Source organism: Halovenus rubra (assembly GCF_026586665.1).
In the GTDB taxonomy this organism is placed as follows: domain Archaea; phylum Halobacteriota; class Halobacteria; order Halobacteriales; family Haloarculaceae; genus Halovenus; species Halovenus rubra.
Map to the genome: position 1 here is coordinate 236,820 of NZ_JAODIY010000013.1, position 16,944 is coordinate 253,763.

Genomic DNA, 16,944 nt, shown 5'->3' on the forward strand with positions numbered 1-16,944 from the left:
GTCTGGAATCCAATGGTGATAGACCTATGTATCTTCATCCAGTAGTGGTACGTATGACGGAACACGAACACGATGTCGCAGTCGAGACAGAGCCGAAACCCACAGCGCTCTCGTTCGTTGGTGGGTTTGTCGGCACAGTCACGGGTCTCAAGCGTAAGGGCGTTTCCGGGGCGGTAGTTGGCGGTCTCATCGGCGGGACTGTCGGCTACGTTAGCGGTATGGCCCTCGGCAATGAACCACCAACCACGACGGCTTCAAACGAGACAGAGCCAATCAGTGTGGGCGTCTCCGACACGGATGACGATGACCACACGACCGACGAGGAGACAGAGACCGACAATGGAGACCATGCGGCCGACGATGACGACTCCGAGGAAACGGTCACGGATGAAGACGACGGCAACGGAGACTTTGAGGAAACTGACACAGATGAAGACGACGGCAACAGTGACTCCGAGGAAACGGTCACGGATGAAGACGACGGCAACAGTGACTCCGAGGAAACTGACACAGACGAAGACGACAGTGACGGCGAATAGGACTAATTAAACGCCGTGACGGTGACGGCAAATAGGACTACCCGAAGTCCACAAAGTACAAAAAACAGCAAAGCAGCTATTATTCGAGAATCTTGACGATAGTCACTGTCGCTCGCGGCTACTCGACTGGCTTCTTATGATTGGGATTGTGTGGTCAGCTTGATAACTCGATGCGATACAGAATCAGGGAGAGGGTGCCCTCAAGGCCATCAATGAGCTTGACCGCTGGATGGTACAGATTACGGACATTGTCACGTGTATGACCGCGATTGCCGACCAGACAAATATGCTGGCAGTTAACCCAAACATTGAGACTGCCCGTACTGGCGAAGCCGGCGAAGGGTTCGCTGTTGTTGCAAAAGAAGTTAGGTCAGTTGGCAAAGAGACACGGGGCGCTGTGGCCGACATCGTCGATATTCTCTAAGAAGAACAGGAGACTACTGAAGCGGCCGTCACAGACATCGACGAGATGAGCAAGCGAGTCGGCGACGGCAGCGAGGCTATCACGCAGGCATTGGACTCGCGCAGCTGAGAGTGGTAATCTGTCCGGCGTTCGTACCGGTATCGATACTCACGTTGTCGATAGTGGTAGTATGCCTCGACAGAATGTTGTCTCTGCTGAATTAACTCTACCGCACGATCAGACGGATTTAGGGAGAAAGGCTACGCATCGTATTTCTGTAATTCTACGATAAAAACACTGCCTTCTGGGTCGCTTTCGGTAAGTTTGATCGATCCGTGGTACATTTCAACGAGTGTATCGACGAGAGAGAGAGTCCGATTCCCGAACCAGAGCTTTCAATGCCCATTTCGCCTCGGCCGAAGATTTTCTTCTTTCTGACTGTCTGGAATTCCTGGCCCGTTATTGGCAACTTGGATAGTGACCACGTCCTCGTTTTCCTTAATTCGGACTGCCACCTCCGATTCTGTTTTGTCGTTGTGGACGACCATGTCAGGGTATCGGAAATCGCTTCGCTGGCAGTTGGTTCAACAGAGTCATCGACCAGAGTAAGCCCGAAACGTGTGTCAGATCCAGCCATTGGCGGTGGGCAGTTTGACCACGAACACAGCACCTCCGCAGTTCTCATGCTCCCGTCCAGATTGGTGCTGTTCTCTGTCCTTGACCCAGACCTCTCCCCCATAGCTCTGCGTGAGTTGATTGACCAGATAGAGGCCGATACCAGTTCCCTCACTTTCCATTCCGCGCTCACCTTTTCCAAATATTTTGTCTTTCTGCTCGTCTGGAACGCCGGGTCCGTTATCGAGAACACACAACTGGGCAAACTCATCATCCTGCTCAAGTTGTACTGTCACCGTCATCTCACCGCGGTTGTGCTGGACAGCGTTGTTTAGGAGGTTCCGAACCACAGACGACAACGTTCCGTTGGCTGAAACCACAGTATCGGTGAGTGACCCGTCGACAGTCAATTCCGCTTCTGGATACCGTGACCGAGCACTCTCTAGCTCGCTTCGTACAATCTCGTCCAGATGAACCGGATTGGTTTTGAGTTCTCCCTGCGTGAGTGTCTGGATTAGCGCTCCGCTGTTCTCAGTCAGTTCCTGAATGTGCTTGTTGGTCTGTTTTATTCGTCGCACTGTCTCCTGGTGGTCTTCTGACAGCTCGTTCTGGATTTCCTCGGTCCACAACTGTATCGTCTGCGTGTCGTTCTGGATGTCGTGTCTGAGGATGCGATTGAGAACTTCGAGTTTCTCGCTGAGGTTCTGTAGTTCCTGTTCACGCTGTTTTCGTTCGGTAATGTTCCGGATTATACCAGTGGTGCCTTCGAAGCGCTCGCCATCGTCGTCCCACAGCAGCGTCAAGTGGTCTTCGGCCGGAAATTCGCTGCCATCGCTCCGTTGTATATCCAATTCAAGAGTTACTTCGGCGTCTTCATGCTCGTCAAAGATCATTGACCGGACTGTTGACTCGGCCCGCTCAACCACTTCGTCGGACTTGATATAGCTCGTGTGCTCCCCGAGTAGCTCTTCGGTATCGTACCCTGTGAGTTCGGTCATTGCGTCGTTCACAAGCTCAAAGTGGCCCGTTTCATCGAGAACATAGACACCGTCATCGACAGTCTGGATGATCTTCCGATGGCGTTCCAGTTCTTGTTCGCGCTCTTTTCGTTCGGTGATGTCCTGCATGGTGCCGTTTGCGCCGACCATTTCTCCGTCCTCGTAGAGGGGATCACCGATTGTCCGAACCCAGCGAATGTCGTCGTCGGGTACGTCGATGCGCAACTCTAGGTCGTACGGTTCTCCCTCTGTGATGAGACGGTCGAACGCCTCTCTGATCGTGTTCTGATCTTCTGGGTGATAAAAACCGAATCCATCTTCGCCTATCGGGTCCGCGTTCTGTGACAGTCCGTGTATCCGGTACATTTCATCAGTCCACTGCTGTGTGTCTGTCCGAAAGTTGATTTTCCAGCCACCGATAGCTGCGACTTCCTGGGTCTGTTTCAGAAACTCTCTGTTACGTTCGAGTTCACGCTGTCGCTCCCAGCGCTCGACGGCGTACCGGACTGCCCTGATCAGATTCCGTTCGTTCAATGACTGTTTGTTCAGGTAATCTTGGGCTCCCCTATTGAGTATCTCGACGGCAGCTTGGTCGTCGTCGAGATTAGTCAACACCACGATCGGGACATCAGGAAAGCATTCGCGCGCCCGATTGTACGTCTCTGTCCCCTCTGATTCTGGGAGCCCCAAGTCTAACAAAAGCAGATCTATTGCATTATCAGCCAGAATTGTCACGCCCGCATCGAGTGATTCGGCGTGATGGAAGTTCACGCTATCGGGCAGGAGAGACGAGGAGCTTTCGGTCAGGTGCCTCCGAATTAACCGTTCGTCGTTTGGGTTGTCCTCCACGAGGAGAACACGCAACGGTGATTCCAGGGACGTTTTCATACAACTCACTCCTCGTTCGGTAGTTTCACAACTCTGAACCAGAACGACTCCACCTCACGTACTGTTTCTTGGAAATCTTTGTACCCCACTGGCTTGGTCATGTATGCATTCGCGTTGTGTCTGTAGGACTCGATTATGTCCCGTTCTGCTTCTGAGGAGGTCAGGACGATAACGGGTATCGGCGACAGTTCGGGGTCGTCTTCGAGGTCCTCAAGAACTTCCTTGCCGTCTTTCTGTGGCATCTCCAGATCCAACAGGATGATGTCTGGTCGTGGTTTGTCCGCGTATTCGCCCTCCTGACGGAGGAATTCCATCGCCTCGATTCCGTTATTGACGACGTGGAGATGGTTGACAAACTTGCCTTTATCGAACGCCCGTCGGGTCATCTCTACGTCGTTTGGGTTGTCTTCTGCAAGCAGTATCTCGACTGGCTCCTCGTTCTCAGCGGCTGTGTTACTCATTGGTTACTATGTGATTAAGTTGCATCTTCTTTGTCTTTACTGATGGTGAAAACGAATGTTGCACCGTCGTCAAGTTCGGATTCCACCCAGATTTCGCCACCGTGACGCCGGACAATATTGTCACAGATGGCGAGGCCGAGTCCCTTCGCCTGACTCTGGGTCTGGTACTGTTCTCCACTCTTGAAGATGCGGAATATTTTCTCTTGCCGGCTCTCTGCGATTCCAGGGCCGTCGTCTTCGACCTCGAACCTGTACTGGTTTGGTTCCTCGCTTCCCCGTATCTCGATGGTAGCAGGGTCCTCTCCAGAGTGTTCGAGCGCGTTCTTGACGAGATTCTGAAACACCTGATGCAACTGGTTACCGTCTGCCTCGACGGTAGGAAGGTCTCCAGTCTCGACTGTCCCATCGTGTTCGTCAAGCATGATTTCGAGGTCGGCTACGGTGTCAGCGATCACCTCCTCGGTCTCCACCGGTTCGAACTCACCACCGCGCGTCGTTACTCGAGAGTAATCCAGCAGGCCGTTTATCATCGACTGCATTCGTTCGCTCCCGGTCACGACAACGTCGATGAACCGCTGTGCCTCTTCATCTAGGTCCTCGGCGTAATCCTCCGCGAGTATCTCTGTATAGTTGGAAATAGTCCGGAGTGGCTCCTGGAGGTCGTGAGAAGCGACATACGCGAACTGTTCGAGTCGTTCGTTCGATTCCCTGAGTTGCGATTCACGCGTTTTCTGTTCAGTAATATCCTGAAAGGTCCCGCGGACACCAACGATTTCACCGTCTTCGTATCTGGGTTCGCCTCGCGCTCGCGTCCAGCGGACTTCGCCGTCTGGCCTGACGATGCGGACTTCCTCGTCGTACGGTTCGCCTTCAGTCGTCGCTTGCTCGACCGCGTCTTGCATCGTTGCCCGGTCCTCAGGGTGATACAGGTCGATAGCCTCCTCGACAGTTGGCTCGAAGTCGGTGTCGACGCCGTGAATTCGGTAGACTTCTTTTGTCCACCGGAGTGAGTCCGATCGCAAATCAACCTCCCACCCGCCGACATCGGCGACTTCTTGTGTTTCCTTGAGAAAACGGCTGGTCCGTTCAAGATCAAGCTGAGCCTGTTTTGATTCCGTGATATGTTGTTGGAATCCAGCAAAATGCGTTACTTCGCCATCTTCAGTGGTGACCGGTGAAATGGAAACACGATTCCAGAATTGGCTACCGTCTTTACGATAGTTGCGGAGCTCAACGGTCACAGAATTAACAGAATCAACGGCGTTTCGCATCGCGGCGACTGCTTTTTCACTCGTGTCGCTTCCCTGGAGGAATCGACAATTGCGGCCGAGTGCTTCATCTTTGGTATAGCCCGTCATTTCCACATATTCCTCATTGACATAGATGAGTGGATTGTCGTCCTGTTGTGGATCAGAAATCGTGATTCCAATTGGGGCTTTCTCAATTGCTCATGTTTTGTACTCAAGTTCCTGCTCTCGGTCTTTGCGTGCAGAGATATCTTCGATTATTCCAATGACATACTTTTCATCCTCAATTTCTATAACTTCGGCCGTCGCTGATCCCCAAAACGTCTCCTCTTGGAACGTTGTGAATTGGGCTTCGTATTGTTCGACCGACCCCGAGTGCTGTAGTTGATCAATGAACTGTTCCCATTCATCTGAGTTTGCATAGAGGTCGCTCGGAGAGAGCTCCTGAAACGCAGACTTAGATTCCGCATTAAACATCTCTACTGCGGCCTGGTTGATGAAATCGAACCGCCCATCCTCGCCTAGTGTATTAATCCCAACGGTCACTGGGAGCGATTCGATTACCTGTTCATACTTTTGAAGTTCTTGTTCTCGGTCTTTGCGTTCACTAATATCCGTGAAAATAATCGAGTATCCATCCTCATCAGGATAAATCCGAACTTCGAACCACCGATCAATTTCCTCATTGTATCGCTCGAATATTTGCTGTTGACCGGTCTCAGTTGCTTCCTGAAGTTTGGTTTCTGCAATGGAATTTTGACCTTTAGGAAACGCATCCCAAATATATTCTCCAAGAACAGTCTCTTCAGTCGTATCGAGCAATTGCTCCGCCCGGGGGTTGATATACGTGTATTCTAAGTCGGCGTTCAGACTGACAACCCCATCGGAAACACGCTCAAGCGCCTTGCTACGGCGTTTCTCTTTTTGGCTTCCCCCCTCCATTGATAATCTATCATGTGTGTAAGTCTGTGACGTAGAAAAAACCCACACTCCAGTCTACGACTTGATTTGTCTGTCCGGTAAGACAAGTTGCACCACAAAGACAGTTAACATCAAACAGTCTGTTGGAATAAGGAATGTAACCGAAATATCCGGAGTAAAAGTGTAATAAGCAATATTTCCGTAGTCTGGCTGTTCTCACGTTCGCTGGCTCTGGTGAATCGCCGTACGTGAGTTACCTTTGGTGGGTGATAGCTTGTTTGATGTTGTAGACGGGACAGATCAAGACAGAGACACTGCTGACCCAACTGCCCACAGGTATCAGGCCGCGTCGAGTTCGAGTACGAACCGGGCCCCCTCTGGGTCGTTGTCCTCGACGTGTACCGCTCCCCCGTAGGTATCGACCATCAGGTCGACGAAAAACAGTCCGAACCCTGTCCCAGACGAGGATTCACCAGACTCGCCGCGGTTGAAGATTGCTTCCTTGCGTTCCTTGGGAATCCCGGGACCGTCGTCGGCAACGACGATTTCGACGGTGTCTCCCTGACGCTCAGCAGCAATCTCAACCGAAACTGGGTCAGGCTTCGTGTGTTCGACGGCGTTGACCAAGAGATTCCGGAGCACATCTAACAGGAGGTCATCAGCAAGTACCTGTATGTCCGAAGCACAGTCTATCGACACAGATACGCCATTGCGCATCGCCTCAGCCTCATCGACCAGTTCCGTGACGATATCGGCGACGACAACCTTGTGGATGTCCGGTGTCTCCTCTTCGGTGAGGGTATCCAGCACGTTCCTGACCTTCTGAGTCAGATCGACTATATTTTCGCTCCAGTTGAGGACAGTCTCCGCATTTTCACCGTGCTCGCCCTCCAAGTCATCCGCAAGCATTCTAGAGTGGACCTGGATCACTTCCATCCCATTCAGCAGGTCGTGACGAAGAATATTATTAAAGAACTCCATTTGGTCGCGCTGGCGGCGAACTTGGCGCTCGTTTCGTTTCCGCTCGATAGCGTGACGCATCGTCCGAACGATTGTCTTCGGTGTCGTATCGCTTTTAACGAGGTAGTCCTGCGCGCCCGATTGGATGGCCTCGAGAGCGACTTCATTGTCTTGCAACCCGGTCAGGATGATAACTGGGACATCAAATCCTTCCTCAGCAAAACGGTCGACTGTTTCAGTGCCATTAGAGTCTGGCAGCCCCAAGTCCAGAAAAACAGCGTCGAAGTTACTTCCCGAGCAGATATCGATAGCTTCAGCGAGTGAGTTGGCACGTGTCAGCTCGATTTCGTCGACGAAGGCGTATTCAACGCCTTGCTCAAGATCACGACGTACAAACAAGGCATCGTCGTCGTTATCCTCGACAAGGAGCACATCTGCTACCGACAGATTGTGGCTCGGCGAACCAGACATCTATGTTGGAAGTTTCACAAAACTTACCCAAAAGTGCTCGATGCTGTCGACGACATTCAGAAATCCATCGAAGTCCACGGGTTTTGTCAGATATGCGTTGGCATTCAGTTCGTAACTACGGACGACATCTTCTTCTGCCTCCGATGAGGTCAGCACCACAACGGGTATCGTCTTGAGGTCGTCGTCTGCACGCATTTTTTCGAGGACTTCGTCCCCGTCCATCTTCTGCAGGTTCAAATCCAACAGAACGATATCGGGCCGCGGAGCATCGGTGTACTCACCTTCCCGGCGGAGAAACTCCATCGCGTCTACCCCATCTCTGACGATATGGAGATTGTTTGTTACTTTCTGTTGTTCGAATGCTTTCTTCGTGAGGAAAACGTCGTCTTGGTCGTCTTCGACAAGGAGTATTTCGACCATCTGCGCGTTTGAATTGTTCATGATAGTGTGTACTGCGCTGCCCCTGCTTCACCTAGTATATCGTTTCGGAAGCGTAAAGTTAAATCTTGACCCGTTGGCGTCCGATTCGACCCAGATGTCTCCGTGGTGGCGGGAGACAATGCGCTCACAGATTGCCAGCCCGATCCCGGATTCGCCGCTGTCGTCTCCCTTATCGGTTGCTTGCTGGAATATCTCGAAGATGCGGTCCTGTTGTGCTTCGGGAACACCGGGTCCATTGTCGCTGACACTGAATTGCCAGGCGTCGCCGATATCCTTGCAGTGTATATCTACTTCTGGTGGACTTCCACCGTGATTAATCGCGTTTTTCACCAAGTTCTGAAACACTTGTCCAAGTTGATCTTTGTCGGCAGTGACTCTCGGGAGCGAGTCGTAGTCGATGTCGGTACCGGATTCGTCAATGAGGACACCAAGCCCGTCCAGCGTTTTTTCGACCACCTCTGTTGTGTCCACCTCGACGAACTCGCCGCCCTGGGATTCGACTCGGGAGTACTGCAGGAGAGCACTTATCATCGATGACATCCGTGACGCGTTGTCTTCGGCGCGTTCGATGTAGAACTGCCCCTCTTGATCTATCTCGTCGTGATACTCTGATTCGAGAAGGGCCAGATAGCTAGTCACGCTTCGGAGCGGTTCCTGCAGGTCGTGAGAGGCGATGTAGGCGAACTCTTGGAGGTTCTTGTTCGACTCTTCGAGTTTGTCCTTGTAGGTTTCGAGCGCTTGCTCGCGCGTTGCCCGCTCGAAAGCAGCCTCGGCGTTGCTGGCGATAATCGAGATGAGGTCCTCATCTGTGGAATCGAAGCTATCGGGTTGCATGCTAGCTACGATCAGCATCCCAAACTTGCCAATCGGAACCATCACGCACCCCCGTAGTGGTTCCCCTGGTGCACCGGCTTCATCAAGTAACTGGTAATTCTCGACCAGTTTCGACTCGCCGCTCCGGAACACAGCCATCTCCTCTGTTCCGGACGGGATCGCCGGGAGGCTGTCGAGCGCATCACCACCTGTCTGTTCCAGTACCTGTCCTGTCGCTGCCCACGGAACTAGCTTGTCACTGTCGTCATCGTACCTCGAAACCGCGACCAGCGGTACGCCAAGTGACTCATTAGCGATATCAACGACAGACTCCGCTACTTCCTCGGTCGTTTTCGCATAGGAGAGTTTTTCGAGCGCCTCGTTGATCATCTCCAATTGCCGTTCTCTCCGCTTCTGGCCGGTAATGTCGGTAACGATTCCGACCATCTTTTGTGGACCGTCTCCTTCCACGACTTCACCACTTGCATAGCCCCAGCGTTGTTCGCCGTCGTCGCGCTGAATGCGGTACTCCGTTTCGTATAGCTCGTCGTTCTCGGCAGCCGTCTCGAGCGCCCTCTCGACGCCAGGCCGATCTTCCGGATGCACGCGTTTGGCGAACGCCTCAAGCGTTCCCTCGAACGTTCCCGGTTCCAGACCGAACAACTGCTTCATCGATTCGGTCCAGGTTAACTCGTCAGTCTCTATATTCCACTCCCAAACACCAGTCTCGGTTCCCGCCAGAGCGAGGTCTAGCCGGTGTTTGGCTTCACGTAGTTCGCGTTCACGCTCCCTGCGTTCGGTGATATCCCGAGACGAAGCGACGACAGAAACGACCTCGCCGTCGTCGTCACGCACCGGCCGGAACGACCCACTGACAATAATTCGTTCGCCGTCACCGAGGGAATGTTCCGACTCGAACTCAACGTACTCACCAGCAACCGCCCGGTCAATCCACTGTTCAACGTCGTTCTGGAGGGCAGTATCGTGGTTCCACCATGGCGTCTCCGAGAAGAGTATTCCCTCGATTTGTTCACGAGTTGCTGGCACGGAGTCGACTGCCGTTTTGTTTACTCGCTGGACGACCCCCTCAGTGTCGAGAACGCCGACCAACATCTGCGGATCGTTAAATACGGCACCGAACTGCCGCTCACTACGCTTCACGTCGAGTTCTGCCTGCTTCCGGTCATCGATATCGATATGGATGCCGGCAGCCCTCGTAGGCTCTCCGTCGTCGTCCCGTTCGACGACCTGGCCGGTAGTCCAGACCCACTTCCAGTTCCCTGATTTCGTCTGCATCCGAATCTCACTCTCGTAAAACTCCGACTCGCCTCTCATATGAGCCTCCAGTGCCGCAGTCGCTGTCTCCAGATCTGTGGGGTGGACGAGCTGTTCCCATATCTGGAAATCAAACTCTAACTCGTCTCTGCGATATCCAAGCATCGATGCCCACGCTTCGTTGAAAATCACCTCATCTGTCTCAATATCCCAGTCCCAGACTCCAATTCCGGCACCATCGACGGCAAGGTCGAGTCGCTCCTGCAGTTTCTTTAGACGCTGCTCGCGCTCTTTGCGCTCGGTGATGTCTCGGGCGTGACTGAGAAATCTGTCTTTTTCATCTGTTTCCAGTGGCGTGACGCGGACATCAACTGGATACGTGCTGCCGTCCGAACACTGATGGCGACCCTCAATCTCAATCGTCTGTCCGTTGGATTTGACCTTCGAGAGGAGTTCCTGTGCGTCGTCTTGGTCGACATTTGCGTCGATCTCTGCGGCCTCCATCTCCAGAAGTTCCGCACGGGAGTAGCCCAGCTTCTCTGCTGCCTTTTCGTTTACATCTGTGAACTTCCCAAACTCATCCTGGACGAACATCGGATCGGGTGCCTCGTCGAAGAACTGCTCGTCCCATTCTGGTTCCGGCTCACTCCGCTCGGTTTTCTCTCCCGCAACGATAACTGCACCTGTGGCGGTTCCTGTCTCACAGGGCGAAAAGCGATATTCTCTGGTGGCCGTCCCAGTCTGAAGCGAAACATCGAGTTCAACTTTCACCGGGAATTCTGTTTTTGCGGTCTCGTTGTAGACTGTCTCCAATGCCTGCTCAAATTTTGTAGGACCCTCGTCATCGGTGGCGATTTGCTCTACCAAATCCATTATGTGCCCGCCACGGACCGTCTCCAGTGAGACAGCAGGGTGCTGAAGCGACGACTGGTTGGTATAACACAGATCCTGATCGCTATCGAGAAGATATGCCACTTCAGAAATACTATCTACTATTGGTTTGTATTGGCTCGCGTCTGGTGTTTGTCCACTATGTCCTTCTGCAGTCATTCGAAATGTTACGTGCTCTACCGGTAATAAAACCAATCCTGGGACTAGGTGTCAGATCCACATTCTTTGCAATGGCCGATTGATTACTGGTGTGGAACGTCTCCTGAATGTAGTGAACCACGGGACGGAACCACCGCGCGTCAAAATCGCTCGGTTTCCGAACGAAAGCACCAACATTGCAGGAGCGACGCCATAAAATAGGATTAGAGGCCCTCTAAGTGAGTGTTTGGAGCGTAAAATGTAGCATGGGCGCTGCAGGCTTGCGTTCGAGCGTCGAACGAATCGACCTTTTGGCCGTGAGGCGGCCGAATTCGGGCGCCAGAGTGCGCGATTCGAACCCGAAAATATGTCGTCTATACCGAGGCTGAAATCACTGATCAGAACGTGATAATCTCGTAGTCGTCGTCCACGGGAGACCGAATACTTGGATGTCCGTCGTGGTCGTCAAGTGTCACGACCCCAGCGTCGTCGATAGCCTCGTCGACGCCGAAGGCTCCCGCACAGAAGTCACAGGCAGATGCCTCGTCTCGGACAGATTGATAGAGGTCGTGGTAATCGTGGAATTCGTCTTCGAGTTCTGGAATCCACTGCGTCCCAGCGCCATCGAAGATGAGTTCGACTTCGTCGCCCGCTGTTTTGGCGAACTCCCGTGCTGTTTCGAGGCCGTTGACCAGGCGGCCACTGTCTGCGTGCGATTCCGTTCCTGCGAGGATGACGACTGCTGCTTTTGCCATTGCACCTATACGAAGTACCTCGATGGAAAAAACTCCGAGCGAACTCTGGCGTAAGGGAGTAAAACCAGTGTTACTCCAACAAATCAGTGCTGGTGATGGTGGTGGTCCGACCCACCACGCGTAAACTTCCCGCCAAACGTTCTGTCGACGACTTCCGGCAGTGCCGGGTGGATGTGGACCGCCTCGCGAATGTCACTGACGGTTCCCGAACCCGACTTCATCGCGACGACGACTTCCTGAATCAGCGTCGACGCGTCAGGACCGACGATGTGACAGCCCAGAATCTCGCCTTCGAGGTCCATGAGTGCTTTCACGAAGCCGTCAGTCTTCATCGCGTCACCGCGGGCGGTGTCGGCGTAGTCGTACGTGTTCGTCGCGTACTCGCGGCCAGCCTCCTGAAGTTCTGCCTCTGTCGCTCCGACACCCGCAACCTCCGGCGAGGCGAACACCGCGTACGGCATCGCCGTGTAGTCGACTGCGTTCAGGCTATCGCTGAAAATGTTCATCGCGGCCGTACGCGCTTCGTGGTTGGCGTTGTGCTTCAACAGGTACTCACCGACGATGTCACCGAGCGCCCAGATGCCGTCGGCGTCCGTTCGGAGGTACTCGTCTGTTTCGACGAAGCCCGCGGGGCCGGTCTCGACGTTGGTCGCGTCGAGGTTCAGCGTGTCGGCGTTCGAGCGGCGTCCGGCGGCAACGAGCAGTTCGTCGCCAGTCACCGTGATTGGGTCCTCGTCTTCGACGATACCAGCATCCTCACCGTACTCGTAGGGGTACGCTTCGACGGAGACTGTCCCTTCGTCTTCAGAGACTGCCGTGACCGAATGGCCAGTGTGGACAGTAAAGCGGTCAGCGTATGTCTCTGTGAAAGACTCAGCAACCTCATCATCGGTCGTCGGTAGCAAGTTTGGCCGTCGTCCGACAATCGTCACGTCGCTCCCGAAGGTCCCGAAGAAATGGCCCATTTCGGCGGCGATGTAGCCGCCACCGACGACAATCAGGTGGTCAGGTGGCGTCTCCAACTGGAGTGCGTCGGTGCTGGTCAGGTAATCGACCGATTCGATACCGTCGATGGGTGGGATTGTAGGGCGCGACCCCGCCGCAAGGAGAATTGTTTCGGCGCGCAGTCGCGTTCCGTCGCCCTCGCCGCTGGAGATTTCGAGCGTCTTGTCGTCGACGAACCTGGCCTCGCCATCGAAGAGCGCGTGGTCCGATGAGGATTCGAGTCCCCGCCGAATCGAGTCGGCGTCTGCCGAGACTTCCTCGTTGACCTCGCTGACGATGTCGGCGAAACCGACGCCGTCGACGGTCACGTCAATGTTGAACTCGCTGGCACGCTCAACCGTTTCGAGGATGTCAGCGTGGTACAACAGGAGTTTCGACGGGATACAGCCCCGGTTCAGACAGGTGCCGCCAAGGGGTCCTTTTTCGATGATTGCGACGGATTGTCCCTGATTCGCTGCGACGTTGGCAACGTCGAGCCCGGACCCGGACCCGACGACCAGAAAGTCGAATGTTTCCATGTTGTACCACTGCCGAGCCAGCATAAAGAAATCTCAGTAACGTGTGGGTTAGTCCCCGTTGACCAGTTCGTCCAGTTCGTTCGCCTGGCTAATCGCGTCGATGACCTTGCTCGCAAGTCCGTCGATGTCGTCGGCGTAGCTCTGTGTCGTCTCTGCCATTGCATCGATGCTTTCGGAGGTTTTGACGGCGCTGTCTGCGATTTCGTCTAGATCATCGACAGTCTCGGTAATCGAGTCAGTCGCACTCGCAGTTTTGTCATCGACAGACTCGATGTGTTCGATGGTATCGGCTGTTTCCTCCCGCACGTCCGAAACAATGGTATCAATGTCCGAGGCGTGGTCCTGGGCCTGTTCGGCGAGAGATTTCACCTCGTCTGCGACGACGGCGAAGCTCTCTCCCTCCTTGCCGACACGGGCGGCTTCGATAGAGGCGTTGAGTGCAAGCATATTCGTCTGCTCGGCTATCTCGTCGATGAGCGCGGTTATCTCGTCTATCTCGCGCATCGTTTCCCGAAGTGCTTCGAGTTCCTCACACGCGATGCTGGCGGCCTCCCGTGCCTCACGAACGTCCTGATGGGCCTCGTGAGCTGATGATTGGGCGGTTTCAGCCAGTTGGGCCGTCTCGGAACTCGATTTGTTCGCAGTCGCGGCGTTACGGGACAGCGAGTCGATGGCGTCGGATGACTCGCTGAGTTCCGAACCAATGACCGACAATAGCTTCGAGTGCTCGGTGGCCAGCTGTGCCAGTCGCTGTGTGCTTTCGTCTGTCTGTTCTCCCTCGTCCTCAATTGGTTCGGTACTCATATCGTCTCACCTCTGACTGTCTTATTGCTCGGTTTCGCATCGATTGTGACTCCGGGTAACCTTGAACTCAGTCGCCCTTTTTGTTCCCGAGTCCCGCTCTCTAACAGTAATGTCCGACGACGAACACGCCTGCAAATGTGGTGCAACGTTCGACACGCTCGATGAATTGAAAGATCACGCCGAAGAGAACCATCCCGACCTCTACGAGGAGAAATTCGAGTAGCGATCGAAAACGTGCTCGTTGCTTGCCATCGATAATTCCGGTGTCGGTGCATTTCTTAGTCCTCGATATCCTCGAAGGCGTACTGAACGGCTTTGTTCAGCGTCGGATGCGCGTGGATGATGTTGGTCACATCCCCGACCGTCCCGCCAGCGCTGCGCATCGCAACGACGACCTCGTGGATCATCGTTGACGCCTCGTAGCCGAGCATGTGACAGCCAAGAATCTCTCCGTCGGGCGCGGCGAGCACCTTCACGAACCCTTCGTCGAGTTTCTTCGCCCGCCCCATCGGCGTGTCCGGAAGTGACTGTCGACCGACCACGTACTCGGTGCCGTCCTCGCGGAGTTGTTGTTCGGTCTTTCCGACGCCTGCCATCTGAGGCTCTGTGAAGATGGCGTGGGGCATCGCGTCGAAATCGGCTGTTCGGTTCCCACCGTTGACTACGTTCTCGATGGTGACCTGTGTCTCGTAATCGCCGCTGTGTTTGAACATCGCGTTGTCGGCGATGTCACCCTGCGCCCAGACGTTCTCCGCCGAGGTCTCGAGTCGGTCATCGGTGACGATGAAACCGTTATCGTCGGTTTCGATACCAGCCGCGGCCACGTCGAGCGTGTCGGTGTTCGGTCTGCGACCCAGCGCCACTAGTAGTTCGTCGCCGGTGAGAGTCGTCATCTCGCCAGCTTCGGTTTCGGTGCGAACAGCCACACCATCGCCGTCGGAATCCACGGCCGTTGCACGGTGGCCCGTGTACACGTCATGGCGCTTGCTGGCAACCTCGGTGAACGTCTCCGAAATAGCCTCGTCCTCGCGGGGCACGAGTGTGTCCATCATCTCGACGATGGTCACGTCGGTTCCGAGCGACTCGAAAAAGTAGCCCAGTTCGACCGCGATGTAGCCTCCACCCATGATGACCAAACTCTCTGGTTGGTCACGCAGATACAACGCCTCCGCGCTTGTGAGAAAGTCCACATCGTCCAGTCCGTCGATAGGTGGCACAAGTGGACGCGACCCGGCAGCAACCACCACCTTGTCGCCGCTGACCCGCTCGCCGTCGACTTCGATGGTCCGTTCGTCGACGAACACAGCCGTATCGCGGTACATTGTGAGGTTCTCTTTCTCCTGATAGCTATCGTTCATGCCGTCGGCCAGCGCTGAGAGTGTCTCGTCCATGTCGTCGATAATATCTGCGTACTCGATTCCGTCGAGGCTGGCGTCAAGGTGGAATTTCTCAGCTTCACGGACGTGGTTTGCAGCGGTTGCAGCCTGAATTAACATCTTCGAGGGGTTACAGCCACGATTGAGGCAGGTTCCCCCGAGCGGGCCTTTCTCGACGAGCGCGGTGTCGAGACCAGCGTCAGCCGCAGCGGCGGCGACGTTGTTCCCCGTGCCACCACCGACGACGAGTACGTCGTGATGGGACATCTACCACTCCCTCCCCTGCTGGGCGACATCGGCTGAGCCGTCCACATCGCCGGTTGCTTCTTCAACAGCATGTTCGCTTCCCCACTGGACCATTTCTGTCACCAGTGGCTCCAGTGAGCGGCCTCGTGCCGTCAGTGAGTACTCGACGCGTACGGGTTGGTCGTTGAGAAGTTTCCGCGAGACCAGCCCTTCGGCCTGTAATTCGTCCAGGCTTTCCGAGAGCATCTTCGACGAGATGCCGTCGACGCGTTCTTTGAGTGCGCTGAATCCGAGCGGACCATCATCGAGGAGGCGATAGACCAGAATTGGATGCCACTTCCGGCCGACGATGTCTTGCATCGCACGAAGCGACTGCTGTGCGTCTACGAAACGCGGGAGGTCCACGCTTTGTGCGGTTCGTGAGGGTAATTCCGAACTCATACTACAACAGAGAACAGACACCTCTCTTAATCCGACTCTAACGGGTAGTAACCGTACAGGTCACCACAAAATCTAAATAGTAGTCTATTTGGTATCGGGCTCCGCTCGGTGGTCAGCAAACTCTTCCCAGAATACTTCGTCGAGTCGGCCGTCGCCGCCTTCTTTGAGGTAATCCTCCTTTGTGAGGTTTGCCTGTTCGATGAGTGAGGCGGCTTCACCCGCCCAGACGTAGAATCCGATGAGTGTTTCACGGCGCATCTGGTCCAGATCAACTGGCTGATACACGTTGACGAAGCCGCCGTCCTCGCGGTTGAGCTGTGAGCGGGTCAGGAGGCCGATCTCATCGAGTTTCTTCAGGTACCTTCGGACGGTACTTTCTTCGTAGTCGAGTCGCTCGGCGATTTCGTTAGCAGAGAGGGGGCCCTCACCGATGACACAGAGACAGATGTCGAGGCCCGATTTGGGCAGGCCGAAGGCATCGAGTAACACCTGTCGCAAGTCTGGAGGATTCACGTCCATCGCATACTCTGAGACCCGTTCCATCGGCTCGCCGTGGCAGGTCATGCCGTCCCCACAGTCCTGCATCGAGAGGACGATATTCTGACAGTCCGTACACCGGTAGATGCTGTACGGTCGTTCTGTCAGATTCGGATTCGACTGACTCTGATGGTTGACGAACTGCTCCCCACCGTGGTCGTGTGCGCCGGGAGTGTTGTTATCCTCAGTCATGAACAGTGT

At 54.5% G+C, this 16,944-nt stretch carries 15 protein-coding genes; 2 read left to right on the plus strand and 13 right to left on the minus strand.

What is annotated here, in order from left to right; all coding sequences use genetic code 11:
• The first annotated feature begins 53 nt into the window (after positions 1–53).
• Together N5098_RS13490 and N5098_RS13495 are read left to right on the plus strand one after the other, a co-directional pair.
• Positions 54–539 (plus strand): hypothetical protein, encoded by a 486-nt coding sequence (locus tag N5098_RS13490; protein ID WP_267638399.1) that lies wholly within the window; start codon positions 54–56, stop codon positions 537–539.
• A 175-nt stretch (positions 540–714) separates the two neighbouring features.
• Positions 715–963 (plus strand): methyl-accepting chemotaxis protein, encoded by a 249-nt coding sequence (locus N5098_RS13495; RefSeq protein ID WP_267638512.1) that lies wholly within the window; start codon positions 715–717, stop codon positions 961–963.
• A 602-nt stretch (positions 964–1,565) separates the two neighbouring features.
• Here N5098_RS13495 and N5098_RS13500 read toward each other — a convergent pair.
• The 13 genes from N5098_RS13500 to N5098_RS13560 all read right to left on the minus strand — a co-directional run bounded on the left by N5098_RS13500 (position 1,566) and on the right by N5098_RS13560 (position 16,935).
• Positions 1,566–3,443 carry a PAS domain S-box protein gene (locus N5098_RS13500; protein ID WP_267638400.1) on the minus strand — a complete coding sequence of 626 codons (1,878 nt, stop codon included), beginning with the start codon at positions 3,441–3,443 and terminating at the stop codon, positions 1,566–1,568.
• Positions 3,444–3,448: 5 nt separating this feature from the next.
• Positions 3,449–3,904, minus strand: coding sequence for a response regulator (locus tag N5098_RS13505; RefSeq protein ID WP_267638401.1), 456 nt, complete (start codon positions 3,902–3,904; stop codon positions 3,449–3,451).
• Positions 3,905–3,918: 14 nt separating this feature from the next.
• On the minus strand, positions 3,919–5,349 hold the full coding sequence (locus tag N5098_RS17630; protein ID WP_368408025.1) for a sensor histidine kinase: 1,431 nt from the start codon (positions 5,347–5,349) through the stop codon (positions 3,919–3,921).
• A gap of 3 nt (positions 5,350–5,352) precedes the next feature.
• A complete protein-coding gene (locus tag N5098_RS13515) occupies positions 5,353–6,093 on the minus strand; it encodes a PAS domain-containing protein (protein WP_267638402.1) in 741 nt (246 codons plus the stop codon).
• Positions 6,094–6,411: 318 nt separating this feature from the next.
• The gene (locus tag N5098_RS13520) at positions 6,412–7,503 is read right to left on the minus strand and encodes a hybrid sensor histidine kinase/response regulator (RefSeq protein ID WP_267638403.1); all 1,092 of its coding nucleotides are present in this window, start codon (positions 7,501–7,503) and stop codon (positions 6,412–6,414) included.
• Positions 7,504–7,944 (minus strand): response regulator, encoded by a 441-nt coding sequence (locus tag N5098_RS13525; RefSeq protein ID WP_267638404.1) that lies wholly within the window; start codon positions 7,942–7,944, stop codon positions 7,504–7,506. It abuts the gene before it with no gap.
• 27 nt (positions 7,945–7,971) lie between these two features.
• On the minus strand, positions 7,972–11,082 hold the full coding sequence (locus N5098_RS13530) for a PAS domain-containing sensor histidine kinase (protein WP_267638405.1): 3,111 nt from the start codon (positions 11,080–11,082) through the stop codon (positions 7,972–7,974).
• A 377-nt stretch (positions 11,083–11,459) separates the two neighbouring features.
• The gene (locus tag N5098_RS13535) at positions 11,460–11,816 is read right to left on the minus strand and encodes a hypothetical protein (protein WP_267638406.1); all 357 of its coding nucleotides are present in this window, start codon (positions 11,814–11,816) and stop codon (positions 11,460–11,462) included.
• Positions 11,817–11,899: 83 nt separating this feature from the next.
• Entirely contained in the window at positions 11,900–13,339 is a 1,440-nt protein-coding gene (locus tag N5098_RS13540; protein ID WP_267638407.1) for a dihydrolipoyl dehydrogenase, read from the minus strand.
• A gap of 48 nt (positions 13,340–13,387) precedes the next feature.
• Positions 13,388–14,143 carry a methyl-accepting chemotaxis protein gene (locus N5098_RS13545; RefSeq protein WP_267638408.1) on the minus strand — a complete coding sequence of 252 codons (756 nt, stop codon included), beginning with the start codon at positions 14,141–14,143 and terminating at the stop codon, positions 13,388–13,390.
• Between the two features lie 278 nt (positions 14,144–14,421).
• Positions 14,422–15,786, minus strand: a complete 1,365-nt coding sequence (locus tag N5098_RS13550; RefSeq protein WP_267638409.1) for a dihydrolipoyl dehydrogenase family protein — start codon at positions 15,784–15,786, stop codon at positions 14,422–14,424.
• Positions 15,787–16,206: a winged helix-turn-helix transcriptional regulator gene (locus tag N5098_RS13555; RefSeq protein WP_382231112.1), complete on the minus strand. Its 420-nt coding sequence runs from the start codon at positions 16,204–16,206 to the stop codon at positions 15,787–15,789.
• 84 nt (positions 16,207–16,290) lie between these two features.
• Positions 16,291–16,935, minus strand: coding sequence for a helix-turn-helix domain-containing protein (locus tag N5098_RS13560; protein ID WP_267638410.1), 645 nt, complete (start codon positions 16,933–16,935; stop codon positions 16,291–16,293).
• Positions 16,936–16,944 lie beyond the last annotated feature (9 nt).